22 protein-coding genes and 1 tRNA gene are annotated in these 25,191 nt (G+C 72.7%); 17 read left to right on the forward strand and 6 right to left on the reverse strand.

The annotated features are described in order from the left end of the window. The first annotated feature begins 355 nt into the window (after positions 1-355). The 4 genes from ACE3UN_RS02200 (at position 356) to ACE3UN_RS02215 (ending at position 3,164) form a co-directional block, all read left to right on the forward strand. The gene (locus ACE3UN_RS02200; protein ID WP_374673273.1) at positions 356-1,378 is read left to right on the forward strand and encodes a hypothetical protein; all 1,023 of its coding nucleotides are present in this window, start codon (positions 356-358) and stop codon (positions 1,376-1,378) included. Positions 1,379-1,424: 46 nt separating this feature from the next. Next, positions 1,425-1,967: a hypothetical protein gene (locus tag ACE3UN_RS02205; RefSeq protein ID WP_374673274.1), complete on the forward strand. Its 543-nt coding sequence runs from the start codon at positions 1,425-1,427 to the stop codon at positions 1,965-1,967. Continuing rightward, complete coding sequence (locus ACE3UN_RS02210; RefSeq protein ID WP_374673275.1) at positions 1,957-2,499, forward strand: GNAT family N-acetyltransferase; 543 nt, start codon at positions 1,957-1,959, stop codon at positions 2,497-2,499. The genes ACE3UN_RS02205 and ACE3UN_RS02210 overlap by 11 nt, the downstream gene beginning before the upstream one ends. 161 nt (positions 2,500-2,660) lie before the next feature. Next, the gene (locus ACE3UN_RS02215; protein WP_374673276.1) at positions 2,661-3,164 is read left to right on the forward strand and encodes a DUF6714 family protein; all 504 of its coding nucleotides are present in this window, start codon (positions 2,661-2,663) and stop codon (positions 3,162-3,164) included. 33 nt (positions 3,165-3,197) lie between these two features. Here the strand turns inward: ACE3UN_RS02215 and ACE3UN_RS02220 are convergent, their stop codons facing one another. Together ACE3UN_RS02220 and ACE3UN_RS02225 are read right to left on the reverse strand one after the other, a co-directional pair. Beyond that, positions 3,198-4,181, reverse strand: coding sequence for a Bug family tripartite tricarboxylate transporter substrate binding protein (locus ACE3UN_RS02220; RefSeq protein ID WP_374673277.1), 984 nt, complete (start codon positions 4,179-4,181; stop codon positions 3,198-3,200). Between the two features lie 56 nt (positions 4,182-4,237). After that, positions 4,238-5,083 carry a 3-keto-5-aminohexanoate cleavage protein gene (locus ACE3UN_RS02225; protein ID WP_374673278.1) on the reverse strand — a complete coding sequence of 282 codons (846 nt, stop codon included), beginning with the start codon at positions 5,081-5,083 and terminating at the stop codon, positions 4,238-4,240. A gap of 596 nt (positions 5,084-5,679) precedes the next feature. On the opposite strand from ACE3UN_RS02225, the gene ACE3UN_RS02230 reads away from it, so the two are divergent. After that, positions 5,680-7,347, forward strand: coding sequence for a methyl-accepting chemotaxis protein (locus ACE3UN_RS02230; protein WP_374673279.1), 1,668 nt, complete (start codon positions 5,680-5,682; stop codon positions 7,345-7,347). A gap of 16 nt (positions 7,348-7,363) precedes the next feature. Here ACE3UN_RS02230 and hrcA read toward each other — a convergent pair whose 3' ends face one another. Next, the gene (gene hrcA / locus ACE3UN_RS02235; protein ID WP_374673280.1) at positions 7,364-8,392 is read right to left on the reverse strand and encodes a heat-inducible transcriptional repressor HrcA; all 1,029 of its coding nucleotides are present in this window, start codon (positions 8,390-8,392) and stop codon (positions 7,364-7,366) included. A gap of 81 nt (positions 8,393-8,473) precedes the next feature. Here hrcA and ACE3UN_RS02240 point away from each other — a divergent pair, with 81 nt between their 5' ends. The 4 genes from ACE3UN_RS02240 to ACE3UN_RS02255 are packed head-to-tail and all read left to right on the forward strand — an operon-like array spanning position 8,474 to position 12,611. Next, positions 8,474-9,349 carry an NAD kinase gene (locus ACE3UN_RS02240; protein ID WP_374673281.1) on the forward strand — a complete coding sequence of 292 codons (876 nt, stop codon included), beginning with the start codon at positions 8,474-8,476 and terminating at the stop codon, positions 9,347-9,349. Between the two features lie 4 nt (positions 9,350-9,353). After that, a complete protein-coding gene (recN, locus tag ACE3UN_RS02245; protein ID WP_374673282.1) occupies positions 9,354-11,051 on the forward strand; it encodes a DNA repair protein RecN in 1,698 nt (565 codons plus the stop codon). Between the two features lie 16 nt (positions 11,052-11,067). Then, positions 11,068-11,982 (forward strand): RNase adapter RapZ, encoded by a 915-nt coding sequence (rapZ, locus tag ACE3UN_RS02250; protein WP_374673283.1) that lies wholly within the window; start codon positions 11,068-11,070, stop codon positions 11,980-11,982. Then, the gene (locus tag ACE3UN_RS02255; RefSeq protein WP_374673284.1) at positions 11,979-12,611 is read left to right on the forward strand and encodes an LON peptidase substrate-binding domain-containing protein; all 633 of its coding nucleotides are present in this window, start codon (positions 11,979-11,981) and stop codon (positions 12,609-12,611) included. The genes rapZ and ACE3UN_RS02255 overlap by 4 nt, the downstream gene beginning before the upstream one ends. A gap of 19 nt (positions 12,612-12,630) precedes the next feature. Here the strand turns inward: ACE3UN_RS02255 and mutY are convergent, their stop codons facing one another. From mutY to mutM, 3 genes are all read right to left on the reverse strand, one after another. Further along, complete coding sequence (gene mutY / locus ACE3UN_RS02260) at positions 12,631-13,677, reverse strand: A/G-specific adenine glycosylase (RefSeq protein WP_374673285.1); 1,047 nt, start codon at positions 13,675-13,677, stop codon at positions 12,631-12,633. A gap of 7 nt (positions 13,678-13,684) precedes the next feature. Beyond that, positions 13,685-15,730 carry a dynamin family protein gene (locus ACE3UN_RS02265; protein ID WP_374673286.1) on the reverse strand — a complete coding sequence of 682 codons (2,046 nt, stop codon included), beginning with the start codon at positions 15,728-15,730 and terminating at the stop codon, positions 13,685-13,687. Positions 15,731-15,847: 117 nt separating this feature from the next. After that, positions 15,848-16,699 (reverse strand): bifunctional DNA-formamidopyrimidine glycosylase/DNA-(apurinic or apyrimidinic site) lyase, encoded by an 852-nt coding sequence (gene mutM / locus ACE3UN_RS02270; RefSeq protein ID WP_374673287.1) that lies wholly within the window; start codon positions 16,697-16,699, stop codon positions 15,848-15,850. Positions 16,700-16,791: 92 nt separating this feature from the next. On the opposite strand from mutM, the gene ACE3UN_RS02275 reads away from it, so the two are divergent. The 8 genes from ACE3UN_RS02275 (at position 16,792) to ACE3UN_RS02310 (ending at position 25,186) form a co-directional block, all read left to right on the forward strand. Then, positions 16,792-18,633, forward strand: a complete 1,842-nt coding sequence (locus ACE3UN_RS02275) for a tetratricopeptide repeat protein (RefSeq protein WP_374673288.1) — start codon at positions 16,792-16,794, stop codon at positions 18,631-18,633. After that, entirely contained in the window at positions 18,630-19,160 is a 531-nt protein-coding gene (locus tag ACE3UN_RS02280; RefSeq protein WP_374673289.1) for a lipoprotein insertase outer membrane protein LolB, read from the forward strand. Before ACE3UN_RS02275 ends, ACE3UN_RS02280 begins: the two co-directional genes overlap by 4 nt. A gap of 28 nt (positions 19,161-19,188) precedes the next feature. After that, complete coding sequence (gene ispE, locus ACE3UN_RS02285; RefSeq protein WP_374673290.1) at positions 19,189-20,097, forward strand: 4-(cytidine 5'-diphospho)-2-C-methyl-D-erythritol kinase; 909 nt, start codon at positions 19,189-19,191, stop codon at positions 20,095-20,097. Positions 20,098-20,136: 39 nt separating this feature from the next. Next, positions 20,137-20,213 (forward strand) — tRNA-Gln (locus ACE3UN_RS02290). Positions 20,214-20,323: 110 nt separating this feature from the next. After that, the gene (locus tag ACE3UN_RS02295; RefSeq protein ID WP_374673291.1) at positions 20,324-21,286 is read left to right on the forward strand and encodes a ribose-phosphate pyrophosphokinase; all 963 of its coding nucleotides are present in this window, start codon (positions 20,324-20,326) and stop codon (positions 21,284-21,286) included. 104 nt (positions 21,287-21,390) lie between these two features. Then, positions 21,391-22,017, forward strand: coding sequence for a 50S ribosomal protein L25/general stress protein Ctc (locus ACE3UN_RS02300; RefSeq protein ID WP_374673292.1), 627 nt, complete (start codon positions 21,391-21,393; stop codon positions 22,015-22,017). Between the two features lie 174 nt (positions 22,018-22,191). Next, positions 22,192-23,610, forward strand: coding sequence for a pre-peptidase C-terminal domain-containing protein (locus ACE3UN_RS02305; protein WP_374673293.1), 1,419 nt, complete (start codon positions 22,192-22,194; stop codon positions 23,608-23,610). A gap of 106 nt (positions 23,611-23,716) precedes the next feature. Continuing rightward, on the forward strand, positions 23,717-25,186 hold the full coding sequence (locus tag ACE3UN_RS02310) for a pre-peptidase C-terminal domain-containing protein (protein WP_374673294.1): 1,470 nt from the start codon (positions 23,717-23,719) through the stop codon (positions 25,184-25,186). Positions 25,187-25,191 lie beyond the last annotated feature (5 nt).

Below are 25,191 nucleotides of genomic sequence, written 5' to 3' on the forward strand. Positions count from 1 at the left end.
CCCGAGGGGCATGCATCTTCAGTGTCATCCAGGTCTCCTTCGATGTGTCCATCGCCTGCGCCGCAGCGCCGCACGGGGGTGCGCGGTGTGTCCTGCGGCGATCGCACCCGATCGATACGCGGGCAGATCGAATTTTGGGAACCTCCCCGCGCGCCGCGAGGGGGCCAGGGGTGACCACCACGTGACATGCACGGCGGGCGGCCGTGCGGTGGTGCCGGACTCCATCCGGCCGAGGGGGGGCCTCACCACTCGCTGGGTCACCGCCCTGCACGGCGAGGCGCCGGCCGCCGATAGACAGGCCATGGCTCGGCGGCCGCCCTGGCGCGCCGCCCTCCTCCACCTTCGTCGCCTGCCCATGCCACTGCGCCCGTCCATGCCGCTGCCCGCCCTGCTTCGTGGGATGTCGCTGCCCAGCCTCGCCGCCTGCCTCGTGGGCGGTGCCGTCGCCCAGCCCGTCCCCGGGCCGGCATGGGACGAGATGCAGGACAACGAGCCGCCCGGGCTGGTGGAGAGCGCCGCGCGCAACCACCTTGGTCGGCAGCCCGGCGATCCGGCGGCCTCGCTGGCACTGGCGATGGCGCTGGCGGCGAACCCCAGGCCATCCGTGGCGGAGGCCGCCCTGCCGCTCATGCAGAGCTGCAGCGCCCGCCATCCCACCGCCGCTGAGTGCGCCTTCGCGTTGGGGGTGCTGCAGTCGGCGCGCGCTCGGGACAGCGCCTGGAAGACCCTCGGACTGGCGCCCAGCATCCGCGAAGCCTTCCAGCAGGCGGTGCAGCTGGCGCCGGCACACCTGCCCTACCGCGCGGCCCTGATGCAGTTCTACCTGGCAGCACCGACGATGGCCGGTGGAGGCGATGAGCGGGTGGATGCGCTGCTGCGCCTCACTGAGCCGGCCTATCCGTCCCACGCCCGCTTCCTGGCCGGCCTGCGCCTGGTGCACCAGCGGCGGTACGAGGACGCCGAACGCGCGCTGTGGTCCATCGAGCCCGGCACGGACGAAGCGCTCAGGCGCTCGCTCTACGATCTGCTCTGCCAGGTCGGCGGGCTGCAGCTGCAGGCCGGCCAGCTGCACTCCGCGCACGGCCTGTTCCTGCGCCTGGTGGCGCGTGAACCGTCACTGGCCGCGGCCCACTACGGCGTGGGCCGCACGCACGCCGAGCGCGGCGCGCCGCAGGAGGCCATCGAGGCCTACCAGCAAGCGCGTCGGCTGCGGGGCCGGGCCGCCCTGGCGCTGGACTACCGCGAGGCACTGGCGTGGCTGCAGATGAGTCAGCCGGCACGGGCCCGACCCCTGCTGCAGCGCCATGTCGATGGGAACCGCGGCCCGGTCGAGCATCTCAAGGACGCCCGCGCACGGCTGGAAGCCCTGTCGCGTTGATCGGGAAGCCAGCAGCATGTGGAACGCCAGACGCGGCCGGGCGGCCATGGTGGAGTTCGCGCCGGAGTACACACCGACCGAGCGCCTTCGCCGGGCCGCCACCGGCATCGCAGGAGGCGGGTTGGCGGTGCTGGCCGTGCAGTGGTTCCTGCGCTGGCTGCAGGATGTCTCGGCCACGGCCCATTGCCACACGGTGCTGGGGTTCAGCGGAACCGCCGTGCTGCTCCACGGGGCCCTGGTGGGGCTTCCCTTGCTGGCAGCCGCGGTGTTGGCGCTGACGGTGGGGCGCCGCGGCTACCGCATCGTCCGCCAGGGCCGAACGCCCCCGGAGGGCGAAAAGGTCTTTCGCCGCACGCCCGTCGTTCACGGGCCGCGCGCACGGCTGCTCGGCGGGGTCCAGCTCTTCGCGGCGGTGCCCTTGGTCCTGCTGGCTGCATGGGGCGCGTGGCACGCGCGCTCGGGACTGGCCACCGAGCAGCTCCGGTCCCCGTCCATCGCCCAGGCGCACCGGCCTCCCGCGGGGCCAGGCGGATGCGCCCGCCCGGGTCGAAGCCCGCCCACCCCACCGAGGAACCGCCATGCACACTGACATCCGGCCCGCAGCCCATCTCCCCCGCCTGCACATCGAGCCCTTGCGGCCGGAGCACCTGGACAGCCTGGCGCAGGTGCTCATGCATCCCCTGGTGCACGCCCACATCGACGACACGCCCCCCCCGCCCGCTCGATTCCGGGCGGAGCTCGAGCACGGCTTGGCGGGCCCGGTGGAGCCGGCGGACGGAGAGCACTGGCTCCACTTCCTGGTGCGCAACGGCGACGGTGACATGCTGGGACGGCTCGAGGCGACGGTCCACCACGGCATCGCCGAGGTGGCGTTCCTGTTCGGTCCGGCCCATTGGGGCCGAGGGTACGCCACCGAGGGGCTGCAATGGCTGCACGCCGAGCTGGCCTGGACGGCCGGCGTGACCGAGTGCTGGGCGGCCACCCGGCCGGCGAACCTGCGGTCGCGCCGTCTGCTGCTGCGCTGCGGCTACCGGCCCGCCGAGGCGCCCGACGGACTGCCGCTGTACAGCCGGGACCCCGACGATCTGGTGTTCTGCCGTACCGCCGTGCGGACGGGCTGAGCTGGCGAACCGCCGACACGGTACCGCCGGCGACTGCGTCTCGGTTGGCGCAGCGCCGCAAACCAGCCATGCACGCACGCCTCTGGTGCGAAGGCCTGCCGCTGCCTAAGCTGCGGTCACACGCGCCCGGAGGGGCGCGTTCCCCGAAGAAGGACCCTGACATGGCACTCGACCAGGAAGACATGCTGCGGCGCATCCGGCGGGCCTTCGCCGACGTCCGGCGGGGCGAGGGCATCAGCCTGCACGAGGCGGTGGCCATCGACGACCACGCGTCGCCCGCGCAGCGGGAGGCCGCCCGCCGGCTGGACACCGACCGGCACTGGTCCGAGGTACCCGACGCCCACATCGCCTCCCATGCGTCGGTGTTCTCCTTCCTCGACCTGCGTGGCCATGTCTACTACGCGCCGGCCTACATGTCGTGGATGGTGCGGCACGGACACACGACCGAGTCGAACTCCGTCGAGGCGGCCGAGAACGCGTTCCACCCCTGGGGCAAGTGGGAAGACGGGCGACGCCACCTGCCCGACGAGATGTTCTCCGCCGCGCAATGCGCCTGCATCGCGCAGTACCTGCAGTACGTGTACGAGGTAATCGACGAGCGCTGGTGCTTCTCGACCGCCAAGGAGTACCTGGACGCCTACTGGCACCGGTACCTTCCGGCCTGACCCGTCCTGACTCCCCCCTCCCCGACGCGGGAGTCAGTCGGCAGTCACGCCTGCCTCGCGCACCACGCGACCCAGGCGGACCGACTCGGTGCGGATCAGCTGGCCGAAGGCCTCCGGCGAGCCAGCCACCACCGGGGTGCCGATGGCTTCCCACTTCTGGCGGAAGGCGGGGTCCTTGAAGATGTCGACGATGGTGCTGTTGAGCCGGGCGATGACCGGTGCCGGCGTGCCCGCGCGCACGGCCACGCCGTGCCAGGCCGTGGTCTCGAAAGACGCAAGACCCGCTTCTGCCATCGTCGGCACATGGGGCAGGACCGGGCTGCGGTGCGCCGAGGTCACCGCAAGGGGCCGGAGCCTGCCCGCCTGCAGGTGGGGCAGCGAACTGCCCAGGATGTCGAACATCACTTTCACCTGACCGCCCAGGACATCGCTGAGCGCCGGGCCGGCGCCCCGGTAGGGCACGTGCACCAGCGGCACGCCCGACGCGCGCGCGAACAGTTCACCCGCCAGATGCTGCGGCGTGCCGTTGCCCGCCGAGGCGAAGGCGAACGGCTCCTTCTGAGCCTTGGCGGCCAGGAGGAACTCCTTGAGCGACTTCACGGTCACCGACGGGTGCACCTCCAGCACGAGCGGGAAAGCCGACAACTGGACCACTGGCGCCAGGTCCTGGATGGCGTTGAAAGGCATCTGGCGGAACAGCGTGGCATTGACGGCCATCGGACCGCTGGCTGCCAGCAGCAGGGTCTGGCCGTCAGCCGGCGCCTGCCGGGCCACCTCCGCGCTGCCCAGGTTGCCACCGGCGCCGCCCTTGTTCTCGATCACGACCGGCACGCCGAGTCGTTTCTGCAGCTCGGGCTGCAGCAGGCGGGCCATCAGGTCGGTGGGGCCGCCGGGCGGATAGGGAACGACAAAACGCACCGGGCCGCTCGGGTACGGCGCCTGGGCGCGTGTCCACGGGGCGAGGGTCAGGCCGCCGAAGGCGAGGGCGGCCAATGCAGAACGTCGGGGCAGCGTCACGGGCAGTCTCCAGGGAAGGCCGGGCCATCGGCCCGGGCGGTGGGATCCGGCAGCCCTCAGGCGCCGAAGCGTTCTCGGATCTGGGCGGCGCTGGCCAGCTTGCGGCCCAGCGCCCCGGCCAGTTCGGTGACCTGCCGCACAAGAGCGGCGTTGTCCGGTGCGACGGTGCCGTCGCGCAGATGGAGGTTGTTCTCGAAACCCACGCGGACGTGGCCGCCCAGCGCCGCGGCGGTGGCCACGCAGGCGTGCTCGGCCGGTCCGAAGGCGCATGTCGCCCAGGCCTCCGGGCCGTCATGCGCCTGCACGAAGGGCAGCAGCTCGCGCGGGTCGGACACGTGGGTGGCGCTGTGGCGACCCAGCACGAAAAGCAGGAACCAGGGGGCCTCGGGCACCGTGCCTGCCCGGCGCAGGGCCTGCCAGCGCTGCAGGTCCGTCAGGTCGTAGAGGATGACCTGGGTCATCGCCCGTCGTGCGGCCAGCGCGTGGAAGAAGGCCGCCAGGCCGGCGTCGCCGATCTCCGGCTGGTCCAGTTCGCGCAGCGCCACCGACAGGGCCTCGGGCCGCAGGGTGCGCAGCATCGCGATCTGCTGCGCTGGCCGGTAGCGCTGCGCGGCCTCGCTGGTGACCTGCAGCACCATCGCCTCGCCCACGGCGCTGCGCACCACCCGCAGCGCCTCGCGGTAGCCTTCGACGTCCAGGCTGTGGCGGCCTTGCGCGTCGCGCAGGTGCAGGTGCAGCATCGCCGCGCCCGCGTCGAGGCAACGCCGTGCGGTGTCGGCCAGCGTCTCGGGGCTCAGCGGCAGGGCCGGGTGATCCGCGGGCTGCCGACGCGCACCGTTGGGCGCCACGGTCAGGATGAGCGGATCACTCGATTGGGGGAGCTCGGGCCGGCCAGCGTGCATGGCTGGGCAGTCTAGGAACATCCCCGGTTCCTTGCCCTCGCATTTTGCGATCCGGCGATCCGCCGTGGTGAGGGCCCCGCCGGCGCGCGCCGGGACGGCGGATGGGACGACGGATCGGATGGCCGGTCCGACGGCGTGGTAGGCCGTGCTGGGCTCGAACCAGCGACCAAGGGATTCAGGTTGGCACGGGTTTCCCCGTTCCCTGGACTATCTCATCACCCACAGCCGCACTGTTGGGGTGCCGGGCGCTCGTGGGGTGCTTATTGGAATGGCTCCGCACACCCTAGTCTCTGCACCTTCCCGCCTACCGGTCTTGCGACCTGCCTTCGGCGGGCTTGGCTCAGGATTGCCGGGCAACCACGCGAGCGGTCACTGACGGTTTCCCTGAGTTCACCCGGTTTTCCGCTGGTGCTCTCACACCAGGGTCACCTCACGATGAGTCCCCTGCTCTAACCAACTGAGCTAACGGCCCACGGCCCGGATTGTAGGTGAGGCCCGCCGACATGTCGGGGTCAAGCCCCGTGCGGTGCAGCCTATAGCCAGGGCAGTGGCGCCCGACGGCGGGTGCCCATAACAACAACTCCGGAGCCATACCCATGCACCCCAGCACCGCGGCGCCGCGCGCCCCGTCCCTCCCCTCTGCGGCCCGCGAACACGGCCTGCACGGCTTCTTCAGCCACCATGGCATCTGGGCGCCTGGCGTGCGCCTGTTCCGTCGGCTGGGGTTTCGCACCAAGGCCTGGCTGGTCACGCTGGCGCTGGTGCTGCCGCTGGCCGGCCTGATCGTCTGGCAGGCCTGGAACGAGTACCAGCTCGACATGGAGGCGAACGAAGCCGGCGTGCGCAGCCGGGTCGAGACGGCCCATGGCGTGCTGCGCTGGGCCCACGCCCAGGAAACCGCCGGGGCGCTGGATCGCGCCGCGGCGCAGCGCGCGGCGCTGGACGTGCTGCGCGGGATGCGCTTCGGGCTCCAGGGCAGCGGCTACTTCTGGGTGAACGACACCCAGGCGCGGATGGTCATGCACCCGCTGCAGCCTGCCCTGGACGGGCAGGACCTCAGCGGACGTCGGGATCCGCGCGGCCAGGCCATCTTCGTCGAGTTCGCCCGCACGGGGCGCGATGGCGGCGAGGGATTCGTGCGCTATCAATGGCCGCACCGGGAGGGTGATCCGCCCGCCGACAAGGTGTCCTACGTGAAGGGCTTCGCGCCCTGGGGCTGGGTCGTGGGCTCCGGCGTGTACGTCGACCATGTGCTGGCCCATGCCAAGCAACGCTGGGAAGTCGACGCACTGGTCGCCGCGCTGGCGCTGCTGGCCGGCGGCTATGCCTTCCACAGCTTCTACCTGGTGATGATGGGCGGCCTGCGCGAGACCGAGCGCCACCTGCAGGCCATGACGCAGGGCGACCTGACGACCTCGCCCGCGCCATGGGGTCGCGACGAAGCCGCCAAGCTCATGCTCAGCCTGCGGGACATGCAGGATTCGCTGCGCGCCATGGTCATCGGGGTGCGCGGGGCCAGCGACCGCATCGTGGCCAGCAGCGACGAGATCGCCGGCGGGGCGCAGGACCTGCACGTGCGCACCGAGCAGGCTGCCGCCAACCTGGAGGAATCCGCCGCCGCCATGGAACAGATCGGCGCCACGGTGCGCCAGACCTCGGAGCACGTGGCGCGTGCGGCGGGCCACGCCCGGGACAATGCCCAGGTGGCCGAGGCGGGCGGCCAGGTGATGCGGCGCATGGTCAGCACCATGGGCGAGATCGACCAGGCCTCCGCGCGCATCGCCGAGATCATCGGCACCATCGACGGCATCGCGTTCCAGACCAACATCCTGGCGCTCAATGCCGCCGTCGAGGCCGCCCGTGCCGGCGAGCAGGGCCGTGGCTTCGCGGTGGTGGCCGGCGAAGTGCGGGCGCTGGCTCAGCGCAGCGCCGAAGCGGCACGGGAGATCAAGTCGCTCATCGGCACCAGCGTGGAGCGCGTGGCCACCGGCACCGACATCGTGCAGCAGGCCGGCGGCACCATCGGGCAGATCGTGGACCACGCGGCGCAGGTGAATGAGTTGCTCGACCAGGTGGCCGTGGGTGCGCGCGAGCAGGCCGCAGGGGTGGGCCAGATCACGCAGTCCCTCAGCGAGCTCGACCGCATGACGCAGCAGAACGCCGCCCTGGTGGAGGAAACGGCCGCCGCGTCCGTCACCCTGCGCGAGCACGCGCGCGCCCTCGCGGGTGAAGTGGCCCGGTTCCGCCTGCCTGCGCAGGACTGAGGGCGGTCCCGCCGGCTCAGCGCTGCGACAGCGCGTTGCCCACCAGCCGCGCGGTGATGTCCACGATCTGGATCATGCGGTCGTAGGCCATGCGGGTGGGGCCGATCACGCCCAGCGTGCCCACCACCTGGCCGTCCACCTCGTAGGGGGCGGAGACGACGGAGAGCTCTTCGTAGGGCACCACGCGGCTCTCGCCGCCGATGTAGATGCGCACGCCTTCGGCGCGGCTGGACGTGTCCAGCAGGCGCATCAGCTGGGTCTTCTGCTCGAACAGATCGAACAGCTTGCGCAGCGAGCCCAGGTCGTTGCCGAAGTCCTGCACGCCCAGCAGGTTGCGCTCGCCGCTGACGATGACCTGCTCCTGCGTCTCGGCCATGGCCTCGGTGCCCACCTGCACCGCCGCCTGCATGAGCCCGGCGATCTCGCCGCGCAGGGCGTCGATCTCGCCCTTCAGGCGCTCGCGCACCTCTTCGAGCGTGAGGCCGGCGTAGTGGGCGTTGAGGTAGTTGCTCGCCTCGGCCAGCTCGGACTGGCTGGGGTCGTGCGCGGTGATGATGACCCGGTTCTGCACGTCGCCGTCGGGCGCCACCAGGATCACGAGCACGCGCCGCTCGCTCAGGCGCAGGAACTCGATGTGGCGGAAGACACTGGGCTTCTTCGGCGCGGTGACCACGCCGACGAAGCTGGACAGGCTGGACAGCAGGTGGGCCGCCTGCGCGATGACCCGCTGCGGCTGGTCAGGATGCAGCTGCTCGCGCGCCGCGGCGAAATCCGCCGAGGGGCTGTGCAGGTCCAGCGGCCGGGCGGTGAGCATGGTGTCCACGAACAGCCGGTAGCCCCGCGCGGTGGGGATGCGGCCGGCCGAGGTGTGCGGGCTGACGATCAGGCCCATGTCTTCCAGATCCGCCATGACGTTGCGGATCGTGGCCGGCGAGAGCTCCAGGCCGGACGCCTTGCTGAGGGTGCGCGAGCCCACGGGCTGGCCGTCGGCGATGTAGCGTTCCACCAGGGTCTTCAGCAGCGATCGGGCGCGCTCGTCGAGCATGAAATCATTGTAAGTACGGCGGGGCGGACATGCCCGGCGAAACACGGCGCGCCAGGGGCCCCTGTGGTGTAATTTCCGTGCATGCCCACCCGTTTCCGCCACGCCGCGCTGATAGGCAAGTACCAGGCCCAAGGCATCCGACCGATGCTGCAGAGCCTGGCCGATTTCCTCATCGCCCAGGGGCTGGAGGTGTCGATCGAGCGCGAGACGGCGCTCAATACCGACTGGCATGAGCACGGCGCCTACACGCCGTCCGAGCTGGGCCAGCGCTGCGACCTCGGCGTGGTCGTGGGCGGCGACGGCACCATGCTGGGCATCGCCCGCGAGCTCGCGCCCTTCCACCTGCCGCTGGTGGGCATCAACCAGGGGCGGCTCGGCTTCATCACCGACATCCGCGCCAGCGACTGGGCCGACGCGCTCGGGCCCATGGTGCAGGGCGACTACGAGGAAGAGCACCGCGCCATGATCGAAGGCGAGGTGTGGCGCGACGGCGAGGTCATCTTCCAGGGCCTGGCGCTGAACGACGTGGTCGTCAGCCGCGGCCACACCGCCAGCATGGTGGAGTTGCGCGTGGACGTGGGCGACGAGTTCGTGGCCAACATGCGCGCCGACGGCCTCATCATTGCCTCGCCCACCGGCTCCACGGCCTACGCCCTGTCGGCCGGCGGCCCCATCCTGCACCCGGCCATCGGCGGCTGGGTGGTGCTGCCCATCGCCTCGCACACCTTGTCCAACCGCCCCATCGTGCTGCCCGACGGGCAGGACGTGCACGTCACCATCGTGGCCGGCCGCGATTCCAGCGCCAGCTTCGACATGCACCGCCTGGCCAGCCTGCTGCACGGCGACCGCGTGAGCGTGCGCCGCTCGGCCACGAGCGTGCGCTTCCTGCACCCGCGCGGCTGGAGCTACTACGCCACCCTGCGGCGCAAGCTGCGCTGGTACGAAGGGGTGGTCTGACGCCATGCTCAAGAGCCTGACCCTCCAGGATTTCGTCATCGTCCGCGCGCTGGACGTGGAGTTCGACGCCGGCTTCTCGGTGCTCACCGGCGAAACCGGCGCCGGCAAGTCCATCCTCATCGACGCGCTGCAGCTCGCGCTGGGCGCCCGCGCCGAGAGCCACGTGGTGCGCGACGGCGCCGCGCGCGCCGAGATCACCGCCGCCTTCGACCTGCCCGCCTCGCTGGCCGACTGGCTGGACGCCGCCGGCTTCGACCGCGGCGAGGACGGCACGCTGCTGTTGCGCCGCATCGTCGATGCCAAGGGCGGCAGCCGGGGCTTCATCAACGGCAGCGCGGCCACCGCCGCGCAGCTGCGCGAGGTGGCCGACCACCTGGTGGACATCCACGGCCAGCACGCCTGGCAGGGCCTCACGCGGCCGGCCGCCGTGCGCGCCCTGCTCGATGAGCAGGCGGGCATCGATACCGCCCCGCTCGCCGCCGCCTACGAGGCCTGGCGCCAGGCCAGCCAGACGCTGGCCTCGGCCCGCACCCGCCAGGGCGAGCTGGCCAGCGAGCGCGAACGCCTGCAGTGGCAGATCGGCGAGCTGGACCGCCTGGCGCCCGGCGAGGCGGAGTGGCCCGAGCTGAACGCCGAGCACCAGCGCCTGGCGCACGCGCAGGCGCTGCTCGACGGCGCCAGCCAGGCGGCCGCCGCCATTGGCGGCGACGACGACGAGGCCAATGCGTCGCGGCTGGTGGCGCGGGCGCTGTCCGCCCTGGAAGACGTGGCCGCCTACGACACGCGGCTCGCCGCCGTGATCGAGGTGCTGCAGGGCGCCCAGGCGCAGCTCGATGACGCCGGCCACACCCTGCACGCCTACCTGTCGCGCACCGAGCTCGATCCCGACCGGCTGAACGAGCTGGACGCCCGCCTGGGCGCCTGGGTGAGCCTGGCGCGGCGCTACCGCCGTCCGCCGGAGGAACTGCCCGCCCTGCTGGCCGAGTGGCGCGCCGCGCTGGCGGCGCTGGACGAGGCCACCGACCTGGCCGGGCTGGAGCAGCGCGTGGCGCAGGCTCTGGCCGCCTGGCAGGCCGAGGCGAAGAAGGTCAGCGCCGCGCGCCAGAAGGCGGCCAAGCCGCTGGCCGAGCGGGTCACCGCGGCCATGCAGCAGCTCGGCATGGCCGGCGGCCGCTTCGAGGTGGCCCTCACCCGGGTGGAGGGCCCGCAGGCCCATGGGCAGGAGAGCGTCGAGTTCCTCGTGGCCGGCCACGCCGGCAGCCCGCCGCGGCCCCTGGGCAAGGTGGCCTCGGGCGGCGAGCTGTCGCGGCTGGCGCTGGCGATTGCCGTGACCACCGCCCAGTCGCGCCAGACGGGCAGCGCCGGGCGCAGCGCCGCCTCGCCGGCCACGCTGATCTTCGACGAGATCGATTCCGGCGTGGGCGGCACGGTGGCCGACGCCGTCGGCCGGCTGATGAAGCAGCTCGGCCGCAGCGCCCAGGTGCTGGCCGTGACCCACCTGCCCCAGGTGGCCGCCTGCGCCGATGGCCACTTCGTGGTGGCCAAGGCCACGGAAGGCGGCCACACCACCAGCCGCGTGCAGCCCGTGCAGGGCGAGGCCCGTGTGGCCGAGGTGGCGCGCATGCTGGGCGGCGAACGCGCGTCGGGCACCAGCCTGGCGCATGCGCACGAGCTCATCCAGCAGGCCGCCGGCGCGGCCTGAGCGGCCCGAGGCCACGATGGACACCCCGCCCCCCTTACCCGCCATTCCCCCGCCGCCCGCGCCGGACCGCGAGGTGGTGCTGGTCACCGGCATCTCCGGCTCGGGCAAGTCGGTGGCGCTGCATGCACTGGAAGACGCCGGCTTCTACTGCGTGGACAACCTGCCGCCCGAGCTGCTGCGCGACCTGATCGAGGTGGAAACCCGCCACGGCGTGCGCCGCATGGCCATCGCCGCCGACGTGCGCAGCGCCGGCTCGCTGCCCCACCTGCTGCCGGTGCTGGATGAGCTGCGCGCGGGCGGCGTGGTGGTGCGCAGCCTGTTCCTCGACGCCACCAGCACCGAGCTGGTCAAGCGCTTTTCCGAGACAAGGCGCCCGCACCCGCTGAGCAAGCCGCGTCCCGGCCAGGACATCCACCGCGCCCTGTTCGACGCGATCGAGCTGGAGCGCGAGCTGCTGGCCGACCTGCGCGAGCGCTCCACGGTGCTCGACACCACGCACCTGCGCCCGGCCCAGCTGCGCCAGTGGCTCAGCGAGCTGGTGGGCCTGCCGGAGTCGCGCCTGACGCTGGTGTTCCAGTCCTTCGCCTACAAGCGCGGCGTGCCGCTGGACGCCGACCTGGTGTTCGACGTGCGCGTGCTGCCCAACCCGTTCTACATCCGCGAGCTGCGGCCGCTCACCGGACGCGACGCGCCCGTGGCGGACTACCTGCTGGCCCAGCCCGAGGCGCGCGAGATGCTCGACCAGATCGAGGCCTTCGTGGCCCGCTGGCTGCCCGGCTATGCGCAGGACCAACGCAGCTACCTCACCGTGGCCATCGGCTGCACGGGCGGGCAGCACCGCTCGGTGTACTTCGTCGAGCAGCTCGGCCAGCGCTTCGCCGGCCGGGTGGCCACGCTGCGGCGCCACCGCGAGCTGGACGCGCGCGGATGACCGACCTGTCGCTCGACGCCCCGGGCGGCGTGCTGCCACTGTTCCCCCTGCGCAGCGTGCTGTTCCCGGGCGGGCGCCTGGGCCTGCAGGTGTTCGAGGCGCGCTACCTCGACCTGGTGGCCACCTGCCTGCGCGAGCAGCGTGGCTTCGGCGTGGTGTGCCTGGCGCAGGGCCAGGAGGTGCGGCAGCCGGGCGCGCCGGCCCCGCTGTTCGAGCCGGTGGGCGTGCTGGCGCGTCTGGTGGACGTGGACGCGCCGGCCGCGGGGCGGCTGCAGGTGCGCTGCACCGGCACCCGGCGGTTCCGCTGGACGGGCATGGTGGAGGGCCCGAACGGCCTGTGGCAGGCCGAGGGTGTGCAGTGGCTGGCGGACGACCCGCCCCGCGTGGTGCCCCAGCCCATGCTGCCCACCGCCCTGGCGCTCGCCCGCGCCTATGCCGCGCTGAGCCTGCGCGCCGACACGGACCTGCCCCCCGAGCGCGAGTTCGGCAATGCCGGCTGGGTGGCCAACCGCTGGTGCGAGCTGCTGCCGCTGTCGCTGGCGGCGCGCCAGCAGCTCATGGTGCTGGACGACCCGCTGCAGCGCCTGGCCCTCGTCGACCGCTACCTGCGCGACAAGAAGCTGGTCTAGCGCGGGCCCGGGCGCCGGGTCACCCGCTCGCCGCGAGCAGCCGCGCCACGGGCGCCGGCAGGCCGTGCTCGGGCAGGCTCGCCGCGTCCACCCAGCGCCCCTGCGGCCAGCGCGCACCCGGCAGCGCCTGCGTGTCGGCACCGGCCGGGAGCACCCAGCGCACCGGCTCCAGGTGCAGGTCCCGGTGCGTCAGCACATGGGTGAAGCCCGGCAGCCAATCGGCCTGCCCCGGCCAGCCCGCCAGCGCCTCGGCCAGCACCTCCGGTGCATCGAACTCGGGCAAGGACCACAGCCCGGCCCAGATGCCGGTGGCGGGACGCCGCACCAGCCACACCCGGTCCTGCTGCGACAGCCACAGCAGCACCACGCGCTGGGCGCTGCGCCGCAGCCGGCGCGTCTTCACCGGGTAGGCCTCGGGCCGGCCCTCGGCACGGGCCAGGCAGGTGTCGGCCAGCGGGCACGTGCCGCAACGCGGCGCACTGCGCGTGCACACGGTGGCCCCCAGGTCCATGAGGCCCTGCGTGTACGCCGGCATGTCGCCGGGCGCCGGCGGCAGCAGCGATTCGGCGCGGGCCCACAAGGCGCGCTCGTGCCGCGCCACCGAGAGGTCGTCGTCCACCGCGAAGGCACGGCCGAGCACCCGCTTGACGTTGCCGTCCAGGATGGCCGCGCGCTCGTCGAAGCAGAACGCCGCGATCGCGGCCGCGGTGGAACGGCCGATGCCGGGCAAGGTGGCCAGCACCTCGGCGCGGCGGGGGAACGCCCCGCCGTGCGTCGCCACCACCTCCTGGGCGCAGCGATGCAGGTGGCGCGCCCGGCTGTAGTAGCCGAGCCCCGCCCACAGGGCGAGCACCTCGTCCGCCGGGGCGGCGGCCAGCGTGGCCACGTCGGGGAACCGCTGCAGGAAGCGCTCGTAGTAGGCGAGCACGGTGCTCACCTGCGTCTGCTGCAGCATGATCTCCGACAGCCACACGCGGTACGGGTCGCGCGTCCGCTGCCACGGCAGGGCGTGCCGGCCATGCCGGCGCTGCCAGGCGACGACGCGCCCGGCGAAGTCGGCGTTCATCGCGGCGTCAGGGCAGCACGAGGTCGGTGCCGCCGGCCAGCAGCGAGGCGGTGCCGGGCTCTGTGTCGATCGCGTCGCGCATCAGCCCCTCGGTGGCGGGGCCGCGCTGGGCCAGCTGGCGCAGCTCGTTGGCCTGCGCGTAGGCCTGCTCGATCACCTCCATGAGGCGCACGTCCTGCTGCTCCACCTCGGCGAGCCGGTGCTCCAGCTCGCCCGTGGCCTGCTGGATGCGCTCCAGCGCCTCGCGGCGGCGCTTGAAGCCCCGCCGCCGGTCCTTGAACTGGCCGTCGATCTGCTGCGAAGCCATCTGGTTCCAGGATTCCACCTCCGCCGAGGCGTTCTCGAAGATCACGCGCAGCTTGCTCATGAGCATGCGCTGGAACTGGTCGTTGAACGCCGGGCCGCTCATGCGCAGGGACCGCGTCACGCTGAAGTAGCGGCTGTAGCCCTTCTCGATGAGCTGCAGTTCCTCGCGGAACGGCGCCAGGTCGGGCGGGGGGGTCAGCGCCAGGGTGAAGCCGAACTCCGCGTTCAGCTGCTTGAAGGTGGCCTGCAGCATCTGGTCGATCTCGGCGCACTGGTGGGCCGCGCGGTCGACCTGCTCCAGCAGCCCCTGGCACAGGCTTTCGAACGCGGAGCGGGCGCGCAGGTTGAACCAGCTGGTCCCGAGGTTGGCCTGCAGGCTGGCCACCGCCTCGCGCAGGCGGTCGCTGGACAGCGCATGCAGGGCGTCGCGCAGCATGCGCAGGTGCACCGCACGCAGCGCCGTGAGCCGCGACGCACAGCGCTCGAATTCCTCCGTGTCGGCATGCACGCGCACCAGCATCTGCGCCACGCGGCTGCCACTCTTGCCGCGCAGGCTGCGCAGCTCGAGCATCTGCTCGGCGTTGCCGCGGCGCTGGTCGCGCAGGCGGCGCGTGGCGTGCTCGATCATCGACTGCACGCCGCTGATCACGGTGCGTGAGAGCACCTGCTGGCGCTGCGGCAGCAGATCGGCATTGAGCGCGGCCTCCAGTGCGGGCAGGCGGCTGGCCGCGAGCCCGGCCTCGTCGCCCGCGAGCCGGGCAGCCAGCGCCTGCCGGGCCGACACGGGGAACACCCGGCCGCGCGGAATGCCCAGCGTGGCCGCGGTGTCGGCGCACTGGCGCTCGACCGCGCGCTCACGCTCGGCCGGCGTGGCCAGCGGGTCGGCCAGGGTGTCCACCTTGTTCAGCACCACGAAGCTGGCCAGCCCCTGGCCACCCAGGTGGTCGTTCCAGATGTCGAGGTCGGAGCGGGTGACGCCGGTGTCGGCACCCAGCACGAACAGCGCCGCATGCGCGCTGGGCAGCAGGCCCAGCGTGAGCTCGGGCTCGGTGCCGATGGCGTTCAGGCCCGGCGTGTCCACCACCACCAGGCCGCGCTGCAGCAGCGGGTGCGGGTAGTTGATGATGGCGTGGCGCCAGGCGGGCACCTCCACCCGGCCATCGGCCTGCAGGGGCGGGTTGTCGGACGGCGACTGGTCGGCCCAGAGCCCGAGCGTGCGCGCCTCGTCCACGGTGACCAGGCGGGTGGCCGTCACCTCGTTGAGCGAACGCGCCAACCCCTCGGTGTCGTTCGGGTCGAGCGTCAGCCGCTTCCAGCGCTCGCGCTGGGCGCGCCACTCCACCAGCGAGGCGGCTTCACGCCGCGTCTCGATGGGCAGCAGGTCGAGGGTGGGCAGCTCGCGGTCGTCCCAGCACAGCTCCACGGGGCACATGGTGGTGCGCCCGGGCGTCGCGGGCAGGACGCGGCGGCCGGCGTCGGCGAAGAAGATGGCGTTGATGAGCTCGCTCTTGCCGCGCGAGAACTCGGCCACGAAGGCGATGACGAGCTTGTCGCTGGCCAGCCGCTGGCGCAGCGATTGCGAGGCCGACTGGGCCGCCGGGTCGAGCAGGTCGGCGTCCAGCAGGTAGCGCTCGAGCAGGGCGAGGTCGCGCTCCATCGCCAGGCGCCAGTCGGCCAGGGCGTCGAGGCCGGGCGCCAGGAAAGGCTGCATCGCAAGCTGCTGTTCGGCCACGGAGTGGATGGGCATGTCGGCGTCAGGGGGCACGCGGCGCCGCGCCGGCAGACGCAGCGGCGGACGCCCCGCACCGGGGTGCGAAGAAGAGTGGGAAATCCTAGCAAAGGCACCCGGTGCCCGCGGCCGGCGTCAGCGACGCTGGCAGCCAGGGCAGAAATATGTCGCACGCTGGCCCTGCATGATCCGCCGGATGGCGCCCCCGCAACGGGCGCAGGGCTCGCCTTCGCGCCCGTAGACCCGGCGCCGGCCCTGGTACTGGCCCACCTCGCCGTGCGCGTTGCGGAAGTCGCGCAGCGTGGAGCCGCCCGCCGCGATGGCCTCGCCCAGCACCTGCCGCACGGCCGCGTGCAGGCGGGTGGCCCGCGCCGGCCCGATGCGCGTGCAGGGCGTGCGCGGGTCGATGCCCGCTTCCCACAGCGCATCGCTGGCGTAGATGTTGCCGGCGCCCACCACCAGCTCGCCCGACAGCAGCGCCGGCTTGATGGGCGCACGCCGCGCGCGCAGGCGCGCGAGGAGGTCGCCCGCCGTCCAGGCGGGGTCGAACGGCTCGGGGCCCAGGCCGGCGAGCAGGCGGCTGGCCGGCGGCGCCTCGGGCCCGGGTGCCCAGACCACGGCGCCGAAGCGCCGTGGGTCCGTCAGGCGCAGCGTGCCGGCGTCGGTGCGCAGGTCGGCATGGTCGTGCCGCCCGGGCTCCGGCAGCGGCCGGCCCAGCGGCCACCAGGCGAGCGACCCCGACATGCCCAGGTGCCACAGCAGCACCCCGGGCGCCGCGTCCGGCGCCGCCCCGGGCCCGTCGAGCAGCGGCAGCAGCAGGTACTTGCCGCGCCGCCCCACCTCCCCCACGTGCAGCCCGGCCAGGCGTGACGGGTCCACGCCCAGGGGCCAGCGCAGCGGCTTGCCCAGCCGCAGCCCCAGCACGCGGGCACCCTGGACGCCGCCGACACTGCGGCGCGTGACCTCCACCTCGGGCAGTTCCGGCATGGGGGAATTATCCCGGCTGGCCGGGGTCACACCCTCGGCCGGCCGCCCCGCGACCGCCTCCTAGAATCGTCGCCTCCGCCTGCAAGGACCCCATGCCCGCCACGCCCGCCCCCGCGCCGACGCGCCGCCCTGCCCCGCTGCGTCTCCTGGCTGCGGCCGCCGTGCTGGCGGGCGCGGGCGCCAGCCACGCCCAGCCGGCCCCGGCCCCGGCCACGGCACCGGCACCGGCGGCGGCGGCCAGCGCGCCGGCGCCCAACTCGGCGCTCGACGCCGCGCTGCTCGAGACCCTCATCGAAGCCGAGCTCAAGGCCCAGGGCGGCGACCTGGGTGACGCCTATGGCGACATGCTGGCGGCCGCCCGGCGCAGCCGCGACGAGCAGCTCTTCCAGCGCGCCGTGGAGATCGCCGTGGCGGCCCGGTCCGGCGACCGCGCGCTGGCCACCGTGCGCGCCTGGCGGGCCACGCTGCCCGAGTCGGTGGCCGCGGTGCAGACGCAGCTGCAGCTGCTGGCGGCGCTGGACCGCCCGGCCGACGTGGCGGAGCCGCTGCGCACCCTGATCGAACGCCAGCCGGCGACCGACCGCGGCGCGACCATCGCGGCGGTGCCCCGCTTCCTGGGGGCCTTCGCGGACAAGCCGCGCGCGCTGGCGGCCGCCGAGCAGGCGCTCGCGCCCTACGCCGGCGCCAGCCCCACGCGCACGGCCGCCCGCACCGCCCTGGCGCGGCTCGCGCTGGCCGCCGACCAGCCGGCCAAGGCGCTGGACCACGCCCGGCGCGCCCTGGCCGAGGACCCGGCCGCGCCAGGGCCGGTGCTGGTGGCGCTGGAGCTGATGCCCAAGGAGCCGGCAGCGGAAACCCTGGTGCAGGGCTACCTGGTGCAGCGTGAGGCGCTCACGGTGGTGCGGCTGGCCTACGCCCGCGCGCTGGACCAGCAGCAGCGCATCGGCGAGGCAGCCGAGCAGCTGGGCCAGGTGCTGCAGGCCCAGCCCGAGCAGCCGGGCGCCTGGCTGACGCTGGGGGCCTACCTGGTGGACCTGCGCGAGAACGACGAAGCGATCCGCGCCCTGGAGCGGGTGCTGTCGCAGCCGACCGCTGCCGCCGACACCGGCGCCGACGAGCCCGCCGACACGCCCGGCGCTGGCACCCGCGCACCGCGCGACCCCCATGCCACGGCGGACCTCGCGGTGCTGCTCATGGCCCAGGCGCACGAACAGAAGGGCGACCTGCGTGCGGCCGAAGCGTGGCTCGACCGCATCCCGCCCGAACGGGTGGACATGTCGGTGCTGGTGCGGCGAGCCAGCGTGTGGGCGGCCCAGGGTCGCATGGATCAGGCACGGGCCCTCGTGCGCGAAGGCGCCGTGCGCGACGCGCCCGAGGCGCGCACCCGGCTGCTGGCCGAGGCCCAGGTGCTGCGCGACCGCCGCCAGTGGGGGCCAGCGCACGAGCTGCTGCTCGGCGCCCTGCGCCAGCAACCCGACGACACCACGCTCATGTACGAGCTGGCCATGGTGGCCGAGCGCCTGGCGCGCTTCGACGACATGGAGGCGCTGCTGCGCCGCGTGATCACGCTCAAGCCGGACGACCACCACGCGCACAACGCCCTGGGCTACTCGCTGGCGGACCGGGGCCTGCGCCTGTCGGAGGCCCTGTCGCTGGTGCAGCAGGCCGCGCGCCTGGCACCGCACGACCCCTTCATCCTCGACAGCCTGGGCTGGGTGCAGTTCCGGCTCGGGCGGCCCGAGGAGGCCGTCGCCCTGCTGCGCCGCGCGCACCGGGCCCGCCCCCATGTGGAGGTGGCGGCCCACCTGGGCGAAGTGCTGTGGACGCTCGGGCGGCGTGACGAGGCCCTGCAGGTGTGGCGCGACGGGCGTCGCCGCGAGGCGGACAACGAGGTGCTGCGCGAGACCTTGCAGCGGCTGCAGGTCGCCCTGTGAAACGACGGGCTGCCACCTGGCTGGCCGCCGGCCTGGTGCTGGCGGGCTGCGCCACCGCACCGCCGCCGGGCGCCGCGCCGCCGGGCGCGCTGCGCGCCGGCCGCCTGGTGGTCAAGGTCGCCGAGGGCGACCAGGGCAGCCGCAGCCACAGCGCCGCCTTCGAGCTGCAGGGCGACGAGACCACCGGCCGGCTGCGCCTGCTGGGCCCGCTGGGCACGCAGGTGGCCCAGGCGGAATGGGGGCCGCAGGGCGTGCAGCTGGACGACGGCCAGGGACGGCGCCACTTCCCCGACCTGACCACCCTGGCGCGCGAGGCGCTGGGCGAGCCGCTGCCGCTGGCGGCGCTGCTGCACTGGCTGGCCGGCCGGCCGTGGCCCGGTGCCCCGCACGAACCGTCGGCACAGGGCTTCGTGCAGCTCGGCTGGGCGGTGGACCTCAGCCGCTGGGCGGACGCGGCCACGCTGCAGGCCGAGCGCCTGGACCCGCCCGGCGTCAGCGTCCGCGCCCGCCTGGACCCCGCGCCCTGACACGGCGCGCCACCGTCGCCCTTCGCCCATGTCCCTGCTCGCCCTGTACGACCTGCCCGCACCGGCCAAGCTGAACCTCTTCCTGCACGTCGTGGGGCGGCGGGAGGACGGCTACCACCTGCTGCAGTCGGTCTTCACGCTCATCGACTGGGCGGACACCCTGCACCTGGAGCGCCGCACCGACGGCCGCCTGCTGCGCCATGACCTGGGGCCCGCGCTGCCCGAGGACGACCTGTGCCTGCGCGCCGCCCGGCGCCTGCAGGCCGCGAGCGGCTGCCGCGTCGGCGCCGACATCCACATCGACAAGCAGGTGCCCTGGGGGGCCGGGCTGGGCGGAGGCAGCTCGGACGCCGCGACGGTGCTGCTCGGCCTGAACCGGCTGTGGGGGCTGCACTGGACGCGCGAGCAGCTGCTGCCGCTGGCGCTGGAGCTGGGCGCGGACGTGCCGTTCTTCATCGGCGGCCGCACGGCCTGGGTCGAGGGCATCGGCGAACGCCTGACGCCCATCGAGCTGCCCGTGCCTCCCTCGCGGCAGCATTACGCGGTGCTCAAGCCGGCCGCCGCCCTGCCCACCGCCAAGATTTTTTCGAGCCCCCTGCTGACACGTGACACGAACGCTGCTACAGTAGTGGGCTTTCTCGCAGACGCAAAAGCAAGCGCTGAGCAGCCAACGGCAGAGCGCACCGGATACCCGGGACGCAACGACCTGCAGGCAGCCGCAGAGGCCTTGTGCCCCGAAGTGGCCGCAGTAGGGCAGTGGCTGGAAGCCCGGTTCGGCAACAGCCGGATGACCGGCTCAGGCAGTGCGGTGTTTGCGAGAGCCGGCACAGGCGACCAACCTGTGGCGACCATGCCCGAAGGCGGTTTGCCCGAAGGCTGGGTCGGTCGAATGTGCCGTGGTCTGGATCAGCACCCGCTCGTCGGGTGGCCGGGCTGAAAGGTTTCAAGGGCGTGGCCGTCAGGCCGGGTCCTGTGTAGGGGAGTCGCCAAGTTGGTTAAGGCATCGGATTTTGATTCCGACATGCGAGGGTTCGAGTCCTTCCTCCCCTGCCAAATTCTTCACAACACGACGGCGCGCTGCTGATTGCCAGGCACTGCGCCGTTGTCGTCTGTAGCGCGCCCTTCTCGTCCCCCGCCTCCCGTTGCCTTCCCGGAGTTCCCCCGTGCTGTTCAACACCGTGCTCTTCACCGGCAACGCGAACCCGGTGCTGGCCCAGGAAATCGCCACCCACCTGGGCACCGAGCTGGGCAAGGCGTCCGTCGGCCGCTTCTCCGACGGCGAGGTCACGGTCGAGATCCAGCAGAACGTCCGCGCCCGTGACGTGTTCGTGGTGCAGCCCACCTGCGCACCCACGAACGAGAACCTGATGGAGCTGTTGATCATGGCCGATGCGTTGAAGCGCGCCAGCGCTCGACGCATCACCGCCGTGATCCCCTATTTCGGCTATGCCCGCCAGGACCGCCGCCCGCGTTCCACGCGCGTGCCCATCTCGGCCAAGGTCGTGGCCAACCTGCTGGAGACCGTGGGCGTCGAGCGCGTGCTCACCATGGACCTGCACGCGGACCAGATCCAGGGCTTCTTCGACATCCCGGTGGACAACATCTACGCCTCGCCGGTGCTGCTGACCGACCTGAAGGCCAAGTCCTACCCCGACCTGGTCGTCGTCAGCCCCGATGTCGGCGGCGTGGTGCGCGCGCGCGCGCTGGCCAAGCAGCTCGGTTGCGACCTGGCCATCATCGACAAGCGCCGTCCGCGCGCCAATGTCTCGGAGGTGATGCACGTCATCGGCGAGATCGAAGGCCGCAACTGCGTGATCATGGACGACATGATCGACACCGCCGGCACGCTGGTGAAGGCGGCCGAGGTGCTCAAGGAGCGCGGCGCCAAGAGCGTGTATGCCTATTGCACGCACGCGGTGTTCTCCGGCCCCGCCATCGAGCGCATCAAGTCGTCCCACCTCGACGAGGTGGTGATCACCAACACCATTCCGCTGTCGGACGCCGGCCGGGGCTGCCCGAAGATCCGCCAGCTGTCGGTGGCCTTCCTGTTCGCCGAGACCATCCGCCGCATCTCCGACGGGGAATCCGTCACCTCGATGTTCGCGGAGCAGAACAACAACTTCTGAGGCCTGCGCCGCAGGTCTCTTTCGCCGGGCGGCCGTCTTTCGAGGCTGCCCATTCACCCAGGGGCGCATCTGGTCGCGGACGCCCCGACTCATTGGAGAGTGTCATGGAATTCGTCGCTTTCGAGCGCAAGCTGCAGGGGACCGGAGCGAGCCGCCGCCTGCGCAACACGGGCAAGGTGCCCGGCATCGTCTTCGGGGCCGGCGAGCCCGCGATGATCGAGCTGGACCACAACGCGCTGTACTTCGCCCTCAAGAAGGAAGCCTTCCACTCGTCCATTCTCGAGATGGAACTGAACGGCGCCAAGCAGAAGGTGCTGCTGCGTGACTTCCAGATGCACCCCTGGAAGCAGCAGGTGCTGCACGTGGACTTCCAGCGCGTGGACGAGACCACCCGCCTGCGCAAGAAGGTGCCGCTGCACTTCTCCGGCGAAGAGAACTCCGTCGCCGTGAAGACCGACAAGTGCCTGGTCAGCCACGTGGCCACCGAGATCGAGATCGAGTGCCTGGCGGTCGAGCTGCCCGAGTTCATCGGCGTCGACCTGACCGGCCTGGTCAAGGGCAAGAGCCTGCACGTGTCGGACCTGCAGCTGCCCGCCGGCATCAAGGTGGTGAAGCACGGCAACCTGAACCCGGTGGTCGTGGCCGTCACCGAGCCGAAGCCGGAAGAGGAAATCGTCGCCGCGCCGGCCCCCGCCGCGGACGACAAGAAGGGCAAGAAGGGCAAGAAGTAATTCGCCTGCCCGGCTCCCTGCACACCCCGCCCCGGCGGGGTGTGTCGTTTCCGGGGGTGTCTGTTGCGTCTGGTCGCACATTGGGGGCGCATGCCCCTTGGCCTGGGGATGCTCGCGCGGCGGTGGGACACGCATGCTGGCGCGCCACCTACCACCCCGATCCGGAGACGCACCATGTCCCACCCCCTGCCCTGGCGCGCCAGCCTGGCCGCCACTGCGCTGAGCGCCGCCCTGTCCACCGCCTTCGCCGCCGCGCCGGCGCCGCGCCTGTCGCTGCCCGAGGCGGGCGCCTCCGGCCAGCGCGCCATCGACCTGCTGGGCGACCGGCTGCCCGAGGTGGCCGCCTGGCACAAGCGCAGCCCGGAAGCGCTGCGCGAGATGCTGCTGCGCGACCCCCTCATGCGCCTGGACCGCCAGGGCCGGCTGTACGTGGTGGACCAGCTCGACCACCCGCTGCCGCCGGCGCCGGAGAACGGCCCGGCCTCCGAGCCCGGTGTGCTCACCGCGCCCCTGGCCGACACCTTCAAGTTGCACAGCCGCCCCGGCGCCAAGCGCACCATCTACCTGGACTTCAACGGCGCGGTGCTGACCAACACCGCCTGGAACAACGGCGGCGGCCCCATCACGGCCCAGCCCTTCGACGCCGACGGCAGCGTCAACACCAACTTCTCCGACATGGAGCTGGAGCGCATCCAGTACATCTGGCAGCGCGTGGCCGAGGACTTCGCGCCCTTCGATGTCAACGTCACCACCGAGGAGCCGGCCGCCGACAAGCTCACGCGCAGCAGCATGGCCGACGAGGTCTACGGCACCACCGCCCTCATCACCAACCACAACGGCGTCTACAACTGCAGCTGCGGCGGCGTGGCCTATGTGGGCGTGTTCGATGCCGTGGGCGACTTCTACAAGCCGGCGCTGGTGTTCTGGGACATGCTGGGCAGCGGCAACGAGAAATACGTGGCCGAGGCCACCACCCATGAGGTGGGCCACAACCTCGGCCTGAGCCACGACGGCTATTCCGGCGGCGGCTACTACCCCGGCCATGGCAGCGGTGACACCGGCTGGGCGCCCATCATGGGCGTGGGCTACTACCAGCCCGTCGTGCAGTGGAGCATCGGCGAGTACAACACCGCCAACAACCACGAGGACGACATCGTGGTCATCGGCAACAACGGCGCCCCCCTGCGGCCCGACGACCACGGCAACAAGGCCGCCACCGCCACCGCCCTGTCCACCACGCCCAACGGCGGCAACATCAACCTGGCCGGCAGCGGCGTGGTGGAGCGCCGCAAGGACAAGGACGTGTTCAAGTTCACCGCGGGCGCCGGCGCCGGCTCGCTCACCGTGTCGCCCGACAGCCGCTCGGCCAACCTCGACGTGTTCGTGAAGCTGACGAACGCCGCGGGGACGGTGATCGCCAAGGCCAAGCCGCCTACCACGCTGGGCGCCAGCCTGTCGTTCAACCTGCCCGCCGCCGGCACGTACTACGTGACGGTGGACGGCGTGGGCGTGTACGACCCGGCCACGGACGGCTACAGCGACTACGGCAGCCTCGGCCAGTACCGCATCACGGGGACCGTGCCGGCGCCCTGAGCCCCGGCCGTCCGGGCACCGCGGCACCGCCCTGCCGTGCAACTTGCACGGCAGGGCGGCGGGTCACGGCGCTATGCTGGCGCCTCGACCCATGAGGAAGGACCGCATGCCCTTGACACGACTGGTGCACCGGCTGGTGCTGGCCTGCTGTGGCGCCACCGCCATGGCCATCGCCCTGCCCGCGGCGTCGGCCGCCACCCGCGCCGCGGCCGCCGATCCCGTCCCGACGGCCCCACCGCCGGCGCCTGCCCTGCTCCTGCCCGAGAGCGGGCTCAGCGGCCAGCGGGCCATCGACACCCTCGGACCGGCCCTGGACGCGGTGGCACGCTGGCACCGCCGGAGCCCAGACGCGCTTCGCCGGGCCCTGCTGAGCGACCCCACGCTGCGGCTCGATGCCCGCGGCCGCCTCTACGTGGTGGACACCCTGGACCGGCCGCTGCCGGCCACGCCCGCGCCGGAGCGTGCCAGCCCCGCCTACCTCGACCAGCCCATCCCGCTGGAGTACACCTTCCTCCTGCACAGCCGGCCGCTGGCACGCCGCACCATCTACCTGGACTTCGACGGCGCGGTGCTCACCAACACCGCGTGGAACAGCGGCGGCGCACCCATCGACGCACCGGCATTCGACCTCGACGGCAACCCTGCCAGCTTCAATGACGAGGAACTGCGACGCATCCAGGCCATCTGGCAACGCGTGGCCGAGGACTTCGCGCCACTGGACGTGGACGTCACCACGCAGGTGCCGGCGGCCAGCCGCCTGACCCGCAGCTCCAGCGCCGACACCAGCTTCGGCACCACCGTGCTCATCACCCGGCGTGACGGGGTGTACGTGTGCGGCTGCGGTGGCGTCGCCTACGTCGGCGTGTTCGACTATGTGGGCGACTACTACAAGCCGGCGCTGGTGTTCTTCGACGCGCTGGGTGGCGGCCACGACAAGTACGTCGCCGAGGCCATCTCGCACGAGGCGGGCCACAACCTGGGCCTCAGCCATGACGGCTACTCCGGCGGCAGCTACTACACCGGCCACGGCACGGGCGACACCGGCTGGGCGCCCATCATGGGCGTCGGCTACTACCAGCCGGTGGTGCAGTGGAGCAAGGGCGAGTACGCCACGGCGGACAACCTGGAAGGCGATTTCCTGGTCATGGGCAACCACGGCCTGCCGCTGCGCCGCGACGACCACGGCGCCACCAGCGCCACGGCCACGCCCCTGCATGCCGACACCCAGGCCGGCGTGTCCACGCTGTCCGGCACCGGGGTCATCGAATCGAGCTCGGACCGGGACTGGTTCAGCTTCAAGGCAGGCGCCGGGCGGGCCACGTTCACGGTCACCGGTGCGACGCCGTCACCCAACCTCGACGTGCACCTGCGCGTGCTCGATGGCACGGGCCGCTCGATCGCCGTGGCGAACCCTGCGGCCACGCTGTCCGCGACCGTGTCCGTGACACTGCCCTCGGCGGGCCTGTACTACCTGGCCGTGGACGGCGTGGGCGTCAACGACCCGGCCACGACCGGCTACAGCGATTTCGGCAGCGTGGGCCAGTACCGGGTCACGGGCACGGCACCTGCGCCCTGAGCTTG

Source organism: Ideonella sp. (assembly GCF_041918995.1).
Lineage (GTDB): Bacteria > Pseudomonadota > Gammaproteobacteria > Burkholderiales > Burkholderiaceae_C > Ideonella.

Coding starts and splice junctions, on each gene's coding strand:
- ACE3UN_RS02200 (WP_374673273.1), top strand. CDS start 356: ATGCCACTGCGCCCGTCCATGCCGCTGCCCGCCCTGCTTCGTGGGATG.
- ACE3UN_RS02205 (WP_374673274.1), top strand. CDS start 1,425: ATGGTGGAGTTCGCGCCGGAGTACACACCGACCGAGCGCCTTCGCCGG.
- ACE3UN_RS02210 (WP_374673275.1), top strand. CDS start 1,957: ATGCACACTGACATCCGGCCCGCAGCCCATCTCCCCCGCCTGCACATC.
- ACE3UN_RS02215 (WP_374673276.1), top strand. CDS start 2,661: ATGGCACTCGACCAGGAAGACATGCTGCGGCGCATCCGGCGGGCCTTC.
- ACE3UN_RS02225 (WP_374673278.1), bottom strand. CDS start 5,083: ATGCACGCTGGCCGGCCCGAGCTCCCCCAATCGAGTGATCCGCTCATC.
- ACE3UN_RS02230 (WP_374673279.1), top strand. CDS start 5,680: ATGCACCCCAGCACCGCGGCGCCGCGCGCCCCGTCCCTCCCCTCTGCG.
- hrcA (WP_374673280.1), bottom strand. CDS start 8,392: ATGCTCGACGAGCGCGCCCGATCGCTGCTGAAGACCCTGGTGGAACGC.
- ACE3UN_RS02240 (WP_374673281.1), top strand. CDS start 8,474: ATGCCCACCCGTTTCCGCCACGCCGCGCTGATAGGCAAGTACCAGGCC.
- recN (WP_374673282.1), top strand. CDS start 9,354: ATGCTCAAGAGCCTGACCCTCCAGGATTTCGTCATCGTCCGCGCGCTG.
- rapZ (WP_374673283.1), top strand. CDS start 11,068: ATGGACACCCCGCCCCCCTTACCCGCCATTCCCCCGCCGCCCGCGCCG.
- ACE3UN_RS02255 (WP_374673284.1), top strand. CDS start 11,979: ATGACCGACCTGTCGCTCGACGCCCCGGGCGGCGTGCTGCCACTGTTC.
- mutY (WP_374673285.1), bottom strand. CDS start 13,677: ATGAACGCCGACTTCGCCGGGCGCGTCGTCGCCTGGCAGCGCCGGCAT.
- ACE3UN_RS02265 (WP_374673286.1), bottom strand. CDS start 15,730: ATGCCCATCCACTCCGTGGCCGAACAGCAGCTTGCGATGCAGCCTTTC.
- mutM (WP_374673287.1), bottom strand. CDS start 16,699: ATGCCGGAACTGCCCGAGGTGGAGGTCACGCGCCGCAGTGTCGGCGGC.
- ACE3UN_RS02275 (WP_374673288.1), top strand. CDS start 16,792: ATGCCCGCCACGCCCGCCCCCGCGCCGACGCGCCGCCCTGCCCCGCTG.
- ispE (WP_374673290.1), top strand. CDS start 19,189: ATGTCCCTGCTCGCCCTGTACGACCTGCCCGCACCGGCCAAGCTGAAC.
- ACE3UN_RS02300 (WP_374673292.1), top strand. CDS start 21,391: ATGGAATTCGTCGCTTTCGAGCGCAAGCTGCAGGGGACCGGAGCGAGC.
- ACE3UN_RS02305 (WP_374673293.1), top strand. CDS start 22,192: ATGTCCCACCCCCTGCCCTGGCGCGCCAGCCTGGCCGCCACTGCGCTG.
- ACE3UN_RS02310 (WP_374673294.1), top strand. CDS start 23,717: ATGCCCTTGACACGACTGGTGCACCGGCTGGTGCTGGCCTGCTGTGGC.